This window comes from Methanobrevibacter thaueri, assembly GCF_015062915.1.
In the GTDB taxonomy this organism is placed as follows: Archaea; Methanobacteriota; Methanobacteria; order Methanobacteriales; family Methanobacteriaceae; genus Methanocatella; species Methanocatella thaueri_B.
The window spans coordinates 1-7,031 of the sequence record NZ_SUTJ01000026.1 but is presented as its reverse complement, the minus strand read 5'-3'; the positions used below and the strand labels follow the sequence as shown (position 1 = coordinate 7,031).

The following is a 7,031-nucleotide window of genomic DNA, read 5'->3' as shown; positions in this document are numbered from 1 at the left end:
AAGTTTAGAGGAATTGAAATCCTCTATACTACATTAATTTTATATCTATAGGTGTAATAATATCCATGTGTATAATGGTAATGTGTACTGGTTTTTCCACATGGGCATTTGAATTTGGAAGTTATCTTAACGGTTTTTTTGCTGGCCTTGTATTTGTGTGATTCAGGTATGTATTTAATTTTAGCCTTGACTGTTTTAAACTTCTTGTAAGTTTCGCCATTTTTGGTAAAGCCTTTGAAATGTTTCATGACATTAAAACCGGAGACATATGCTAGTGCTTTTCCATTTTTCACCGGTCCATAGGTGGTTTTGCCAAGGGATGTTATTTTGATCTTACCGCTTTTAACCTTTTTGCCGCTTTTAGTTAAAATTTTTATGGTAACTTTTTTAGAGTGGCCGGTATAAACGGACTGGTCTTTAATAACTATTTTGGTTTTAACACGTTTTTTCATGACGGCTTTAGCTTTGACCTTTTTGGAAGCCTTATAGTTGGTGCCTTTGAATTTGGCTGTGTATTTATATGTTTTCACTTTTTTTAATTTGACTTTTTTGGTGGCAAGGCCGTTTTTTACAGAGGCAGTGTATGTTTTCCCGTTGATTTTAAAGGTTACTTTTCCTTCTTTGACCTTTTTGCCTCCGCTAGTCACTTTCGCTTTAAGTTTGATTTTGAAACCCTTATATTCTGTGACTTTAAACGCCTTGATTTTGACGGCCGGTTTTTTGACAGTGGCTGTTTTTTGAACAGCGTTTGCACTTATACCTGTATCCGGAGATGAATATTCGACTGTCCAGGTTCCAGCACCTACAGGCGGTGCGAATGAAGCCTGACCGTTTGAATTCACAAGATAAGTCTTGGTTACTGTTTTTTTGGTCTTCTTGTTGGTGAATTTGACAGTGACATAACTGGAAGTGATCGGATTTCCAGTTGCCTGATCTGTCATTTTGACGGTCATCTTGGCACCTGAATTATAATATGAGTTATAATCGCTGGCGGTTATTAGTGCTGTTCCGCTAACTCTTAAGACAGCGGTGTCCATAACCACATTGTCATCATAATTCACAGCCCCTAAAACATAGGTTCCCGGAGCAAAAGTATTCTTTTCAAAGGAAGGATGATACTCCCTTGCAGTTGTTTCAGTGCCTTTTAATTCCTTGTTAAAAACTATGTTTCCGTTTAAATCCACAACGCGCAGATAAAAATGAAAAGATTCGGAACTGTAGGTACAAGGTTCCATATAGTATGTAATTGTCTCCTTTTCAGTGGATGAAATTTCATAGGAATCATGTAAATCAATCTTATACCAGCTTGAATATACAACTGACAATGTTTCATCAGATGTGTCCATGCTTGAAATGGCACTATCCTGTGATACGGCTAAATTTTCCCCCTCACTTGATTCCAAGAGGTTTTCTTCAATATCATTCAATTCGGCTGAAGTTTCCTCAATATTTGCATCGTCAACTGATAAGACATCGACATCATCTGCAGCACTTGCGGTTGACACTGCACAGATTCCAATTATCAGCAACAGCAATATAATAATTCGTTTTTGCATATTATCTCCCTTTATCAATGATTTAAAAGTCTTTTATAATAGGACATATCATTTTTATCTTATTTAAATGGTTAGTAAAAAATAATTTTCATTATTTGCACAGATTGGACGAAATCATTTAATTTTGAACATTTTGAAAAGATAATCCAATTAGATGAGTGAATTTTGAGCAGAATTATCAAAACAGGATTTGATTAAGTTTTCATTGAACAATTTAGTTAAAACTTAATAATTAAGCTTATTTTAATGTTTAACTATTGAATTACCATTAATTAGAACATGGCTATCCTAATAGCTTTTAAACTACATGCCCATCAGAAAATGAATGATGGCATTAAGGTGATTTTTAATGTTAAAGAAATTATTAGTGATGTTATGTCTCTTATTTTTAGTTGTTGGTATTGTATCGGCAGCAGACAATAATTCTACTGGTGATACTCTTAAAACTGATGAAGACAATAGTAACGAGATAGTTGAAATACAAGAAGTAGCAAGTGATGAAACCCCAAAAAGCACAATAACCGTGAACTTCGTAAATGCGGTTACCGGTGAGGAATACGGAAGCCTAAGCAATACACTCGCTCAGGGAGGATCCTGGGGAATGGGTATGGGCAAGTTCAACAACATGATTGCCAACCACAAGACTTTCAAGATGGACGGCTACAAGTACACTTTCACACACTGGAGCGGAGACAATGGAGTAGTGGACAGCACACAACTTTTATACTGCACCGGTGAGGATTATACAGTGACATTCTATGCAAATTATGACAAGGAGCTTCTTGGCAGACTGACATTCATAGTCAACGACGAGCATGGACACAACGGACATCAAATGACCTACAATGATGAGGCTGACTACAAGTTCACATTCAAGGATCCTGTTGATGTTGAGGAAGGTTATAAATTCCTCTATTATGAGCATGCAAAAACCGGTGAAAAATACAATCCTGGAGATGTGTTCAGCATGTTGTACTCCGAATTCCAGGGCCAGGACGTGACCGTTGAGGTGAATGCGATTTATGAAAAGATTCAAGAGGATGAACCTGTCAATGACACCAACGGCACCGTCATTGACAACAATACAACAGATAATGAAACTGATACCAATGGAACAGCCATAGACAACAGTACTGCCGATAATGAAACTGATACCAATGGAACAGCCATTGACAATGGAGCTGACGATAACAAGCAAGTTGATGATATTGATGAGGATAATGGTCAAAGTGGCAATGATTCTGCAAACAGCGATGATGGTAATGTTACAAGCATTTTAAGCAAGAATAAGACCTCAATTGCATTTACAGGACTTGTCTTTTTGGTCATTGTCATGATAAGTGTCTTGATATACACCAGAAGAAATGAGAATTAATTGACAGTTATTGTTTAACTCAATAGTGTAAGAATGCCACGGCCTGTAGTGGGTCGTGGCTGATTCACTACAAAAGACTACTATTTTTAAAAGTAATATCTATTATATAAACAACTCTTTTCAACAGTAATACTTATGAAATACTGTTATCTTATGTTTTTAACCGCTTATTTTAACCTTCTCTCCCAGATTGCATTTGAGCCAATGCAAAAGCACATTAAGAAACTCAAATTGATTGGCAATATTTTTAACGCGTTAATAACATATTATTAAGTATGTACAAAGTCAAACACATCATTGCACAAAACCCAAATAAACTCAAAGGAAATCGAGTGATTTTCAGTGTTGAAGGTACCGTTTACTCATTTAAAATTGATGAAATCAGAACTACAATCATGGAATTAACAGAGTATTTCCCTCATGAAGACATTAGGAACAGAATTGGTCCAATTGAGGAGGAGCTTATGGGAATCACTTATGGTAAATCCAAATCTCAAATGGAAGCATGGCAATATGCGAAATCCTTCACTGATTTTAAAGTCAATGTCGATGGCAACCCATTTAAGTTTGAAGTTAAGGGTGTCGGTCCGTCTGCCGTCAAGTTGAATCTTTACATTACCTTCAAGGAGATTGACGAAGCTAAATCCAATCTATGTAAGGAATTGAAATCCAAAATCCTTGAATCCTATGAAGATGAAATTTCAAGGAATAAATCAAAATTGGATGAACTGAAACGTAAGGACGATGAATTAGAAGCTGAAAGAATAAGAAATCAGGAAGCTGAAAGAAAAAGACAAGAGAAGTTAAAGGAAAGATTCAAGGATATCGAACATCTGCTTTAACTGTTAAAGAATTATTAAAAACAAAAAAAAATATGGGGCTAATAATTAAATCATAAATTATTCCCCCTCAGGTTGTCTATTTGAACTTTACTGATTTTGCCATTTCATTCAATGTGTCCAAGTCATTTCCGCAAATGATTACTGTTGATTGGTCTCCATCGGCAACACAAACCGCATACTTGTAATCATTGTTATATTCACAATCGGAAATGTCATATGTGTGGATATCGCCGTCATCTGATGAGGAAGCCGCACCCTCGTAGCAATCTTCAATCATTTTCTTGTAGTCCTTATCCCCATATTCAATTGAGAGGCCATTGCCTTCATCATGCCAGTATGGATTGGAATCAACAGGCACTAGATTGCCGTTCGCATCACCTGTCCAGGAAGTTCCTGCAGGAATTGCCTCAACAAATGAAGCATCGGATGGAATGTCAATTGTGAAATTTTCAAAATCTTCAGACACCAAATCGCTTGCGCTTACACAAGCAATCAACATTAACAGACAGAACATGCCTAAAAAAATTTTTTTCATAAATTCATCCTCCTTTTTATAATATTTTTTTAATTTATGCTATTTAAGTCGGACAAATTGAAAACTTTCGTTTAAAATGAATCTTTTGAATGTAATTTTTCATTTAAGTATTTTCGTACTTTTTTTATTAAATTTCGATTCTCAAATAATTAAAACTCTACAAAAATCTTATTCAATCCCTATTATTTCAATTGTTGTTGTAATCTCCAAATTTTAAAATATGAATTTTAATCATTTTAGAATATATTTTGCCTAATCATGAACATGTGATTATTCAAAACAATACTACCAATACCATCACATTTAATCAACATTGTCAGAATCATTTTTCTTAAAAACATCAATTAGCTCACAAATCAGATGAAATTTATCCTGTTCTGATATATTCCACTCCAATAATCCTCTTTCGATATTATCCTCAAAAATATTTTCTACCTTATAAAAATATTGATGATGATAAATCTCTTTGTTTCTAAATAGTTCCTCATGCATTTTCCAAGTTTTATAATCCAAATTCTGTTTTCCTATGTCTCTCATATATTCCTCTTCTAAATAATCCATAAGATGAACTAAACTCTGGATTTCATCAAAACTATCTGCATGCTCTGCAGCATTCTCTACAGCATCACATAATTTTAAATATGTCCCATAGCCCATTTCCAAATTTATATGCTGTGACATTGTTACTCCTCATTATTTTATACATTTTTAAATTTTAATAATTACTTTAATCTGATTACTATGCTATTTCAATAGTTTAAATTATTTTAAGTAGGGAAGGTATGATTTACCCGATAATATGAAACGTTCACAAACAACATAAATATCCTTTTTAACCATTTATTATCAATTCAATATCATAAATATAATCTTTCATCCTTTTTAGGAGTGATTTTGTACTATCCAATTTAAATTTTAAGCATTTATTATCTTTTTTTAATCTTTTAACATCTGCTTCATATTTATTCAAAGTATCTGCTTGCTTTAATATCATATTTTCTTCATGCAATTCATTCAATACATCACGCAATTCTCCCCATGTCAATTGTTTGCCGTTATCCCAGATTCCATTATTTTCAATCATGAAGCGTTTATTTTCACTCATGTTAAACCATCCTCCAATTTCCTTTTTTCCTTAATAATCTCATTTATACAATCTCAAAACTTTTGTAGAAACTCTATATTTAATTAGTTTTAAATTATCATCATCCAAATGCCCTTTTTGAATATTAATAATTTTGTAAATTTCACGATGCAACCCATATGGATAAATGCAATGAATCAGACTCACATGATAATGGAATTCTCCGCTCATAATCATAACGCCTCCGCAATGTTTGTTTCCATTACCCATGCATCTGCATTTAAAAATCATTTGAATCACAACCAAAATAATTTACAATCAAAAGCATAATGCATCTTCAAACAGGATGAAAACATATATTTAGCTTCCCAATTTCTCATATCCCTATTCCAAAACTTACGCATTTTAATATCTGCTTTCGGACATTCTACAGGATTAGAGCATGGATTTTTATGAATGAACGGCATTATTTCACCAGATTAACTCTTATTGAATCTAATATTTTTCCACGGTTTTAATTTAATTCTCATATTATGACATTTAGGATAAGATTTAATCAGATCATATTAATAATCTGAATCATAATCCCGGTATCTGTTTTTGATACCCACATACAAATAACAATACACTTTACCGTCTTTGGAATCATATTTTGGAACAATTGTTTCAAAATCATTAGTAAATGTTCTTTCGATACCCCAATATATCGCAAGTTGATGCCTAGCATCTTTTCTTGCTTGATCAATAGTTGACCCTGAACCTTCAAATTCCATTATATCTCCATAATTAATCCATTTGTGAATTTGAAATAGAGTATCCAAATCATCTGCAAAAACAGTGAAAGTATATTCATCATCTCGATAATTTTCGTAATTCCCTAGAGGGATTAAGTTATTATAGGATTTTCGTTTATTATTTTTAATTAATGGAATTTTTCCGTTGAATATATCTTCATAGATTTCATTGATTGTTTCAAAACCTTGTTTATCGTCTTTTACTCTAATTGATATTTCATCTAATCTGTAAGTCATTTTATCACATTCTTTAATCTTCAAAATTATTTAAACATACAATTTTCGCTTTAACTATTATTTGTGAGACTTTTAATTCTTTTTGACAGTTGTGGATATTCCTCCTGCCAATCCCATCAGAACCGAAAAGGATACGAAAGATACCGCCCACCACATGATGCCTGTAAAGCCAAGACGGGTTGCAATATGACCTGCGACAAGAATGAATGCGGCAAATATTCCTATGATGATTATCAAGTAGGCTGCAATACCTCCTAAACCTAAAATTATATCCAAATCCATATGTCCCCCTCACTAATTTTTATTTAGACCATTATTTTCCATTAAGCCTTTTTCTCAATTTTCTGTTTTTAGTTTTCAGTTTCCTGTTCTTTTTTTCAAGATTCCTCATCTGATTGTGCACATGGTCGTACTTGACTTTCAATTTTGCATATGAGGGATTTGCCATATCCCTTTTTAAATCCAAAAGATTTTTCAAATTACAGTCAAGCCCATATCTTTCATCTTTAATTTGGCAAGGATACCTCGACCTCTTTAGGTCGAGGATGGAATTGCCATCCTCCTTTCTGTTAAGTAACCTTTTCTTGGTTCTAATAATTTTAATTTCT

The 7,031-nt window shown here is 33.4% G+C and carries 9 protein-coding genes; 2 read left to right on the top strand and 7 right to left on the bottom strand.

All coding sequences use genetic code 11. The features are described 5' to 3' along the window. Nucleotides 1-23: 23 nt before the first annotated feature. Nucleotides 24-1,556 carry an Ig-like domain repeat protein gene (locus E7Z78_RS09700; protein WP_303724980.1) on the bottom strand — a complete coding sequence of 511 codons (1,533 nt, stop codon included), beginning with the start codon at nt 1,554-1,556 and terminating at the stop codon, nt 24-26. A gap of 349 nt (nt 1,557-1,905) precedes the next feature. On the opposite strand from E7Z78_RS09700, the gene E7Z78_RS09695 reads away from it, so the two are divergent. Next, nucleotides 1,906-2,931 (top strand): hypothetical protein, encoded by a 1,026-nt coding sequence (locus E7Z78_RS09695; protein ID WP_303724979.1) that lies wholly within the window; start codon nt 1,906-1,908, stop codon nt 2,929-2,931. A gap of 275 nt (nt 2,932-3,206) precedes the next feature. Further along, nucleotides 3,207-3,773 (top strand): hypothetical protein, encoded by a 567-nt coding sequence (locus tag E7Z78_RS09690; RefSeq protein WP_303724978.1) that lies wholly within the window; start codon nt 3,207-3,209, stop codon nt 3,771-3,773. 76 nt (nt 3,774-3,849) lie between these two features. On the opposite strand, the gene E7Z78_RS09685 is transcribed toward E7Z78_RS09690, so the two are convergent. The 6 genes from E7Z78_RS09685 to E7Z78_RS09660 form a co-directional block, all read right to left on the bottom strand. Further along, entirely contained in the window at nt 3,850-4,308 is a 459-nt protein-coding gene (locus E7Z78_RS09685) for a hypothetical protein (protein ID WP_303724977.1), read from the bottom strand. Nucleotides 4,309-4,611: 303 nt separating this feature from the next. Next, nucleotides 4,612-4,989 (bottom strand): hypothetical protein, encoded by a 378-nt coding sequence (locus tag E7Z78_RS09680; protein WP_303724976.1) that lies wholly within the window; start codon nt 4,987-4,989, stop codon nt 4,612-4,614. Between the two features lie 151 nt (nt 4,990-5,140). Continuing rightward, a complete protein-coding gene (locus E7Z78_RS09675; protein ID WP_303724975.1) occupies nt 5,141-5,413 on the bottom strand; it encodes a hypothetical protein in 273 nt (90 codons plus the stop codon). A 545-nt stretch (nt 5,414-5,958) separates the two neighbouring features. Continuing rightward, nucleotides 5,959-6,447, bottom strand: coding sequence for a hypothetical protein (locus tag E7Z78_RS09670; protein WP_303724974.1), 489 nt, complete (start codon nt 6,445-6,447; stop codon nt 5,959-5,961). A gap of 48 nt (nt 6,448-6,495) precedes the next feature. Beyond that, complete coding sequence (locus tag E7Z78_RS09665; protein WP_303724973.1) at nt 6,496-6,705, bottom strand: hypothetical protein; 210 nt, start codon at nt 6,703-6,705, stop codon at nt 6,496-6,498. Between the two features lie 31 nt (nt 6,706-6,736). After that, nucleotides 6,737-7,031 (bottom strand): hypothetical protein (locus E7Z78_RS09660; protein WP_303724972.1); only part of this gene is annotated, 295 nt, incomplete at its 5' end.

What these genes read in the sequence shown, in the direction of transcription:
- E7Z78_RS09700 (WP_303724980.1), bottom strand. Translation starts at nt 1,556, where the DNA reads ATGCAAAAACGAATTATTATATTGCTGTTGCTGATAATTGGAATCTGT.
- E7Z78_RS09695 (WP_303724979.1), top strand. Translation starts at nt 1,906, where the DNA reads ATGTTAAAGAAATTATTAGTGATGTTATGTCTCTTATTTTTAGTTGTT.
- E7Z78_RS09690 (WP_303724978.1), top strand. Translation starts at nt 3,207, where the DNA reads ATGTACAAAGTCAAACACATCATTGCACAAAACCCAAATAAACTCAAA.
- E7Z78_RS09685 (WP_303724977.1), bottom strand. Translation starts at nt 4,308, where the DNA reads ATGAAAAAAATTTTTTTAGGCATGTTCTGTCTGTTAATGTTGATTGCT.
- E7Z78_RS09680 (WP_303724976.1), bottom strand. Translation starts at nt 4,989, where the DNA reads ATGTCACAGCATATAAATTTGGAAATGGGCTATGGGACATATTTAAAA.
- E7Z78_RS09675 (WP_303724975.1), bottom strand. Translation starts at nt 5,413, where the DNA reads ATGAGTGAAAATAAACGCTTCATGATTGAAAATAATGGAATCTGGGAT.
- E7Z78_RS09665 (WP_303724973.1), bottom strand. Translation starts at nt 6,705, where the DNA reads ATGGATTTGGATATAATTTTAGGTTTAGGAGGTATTGCAGCCTACTTG.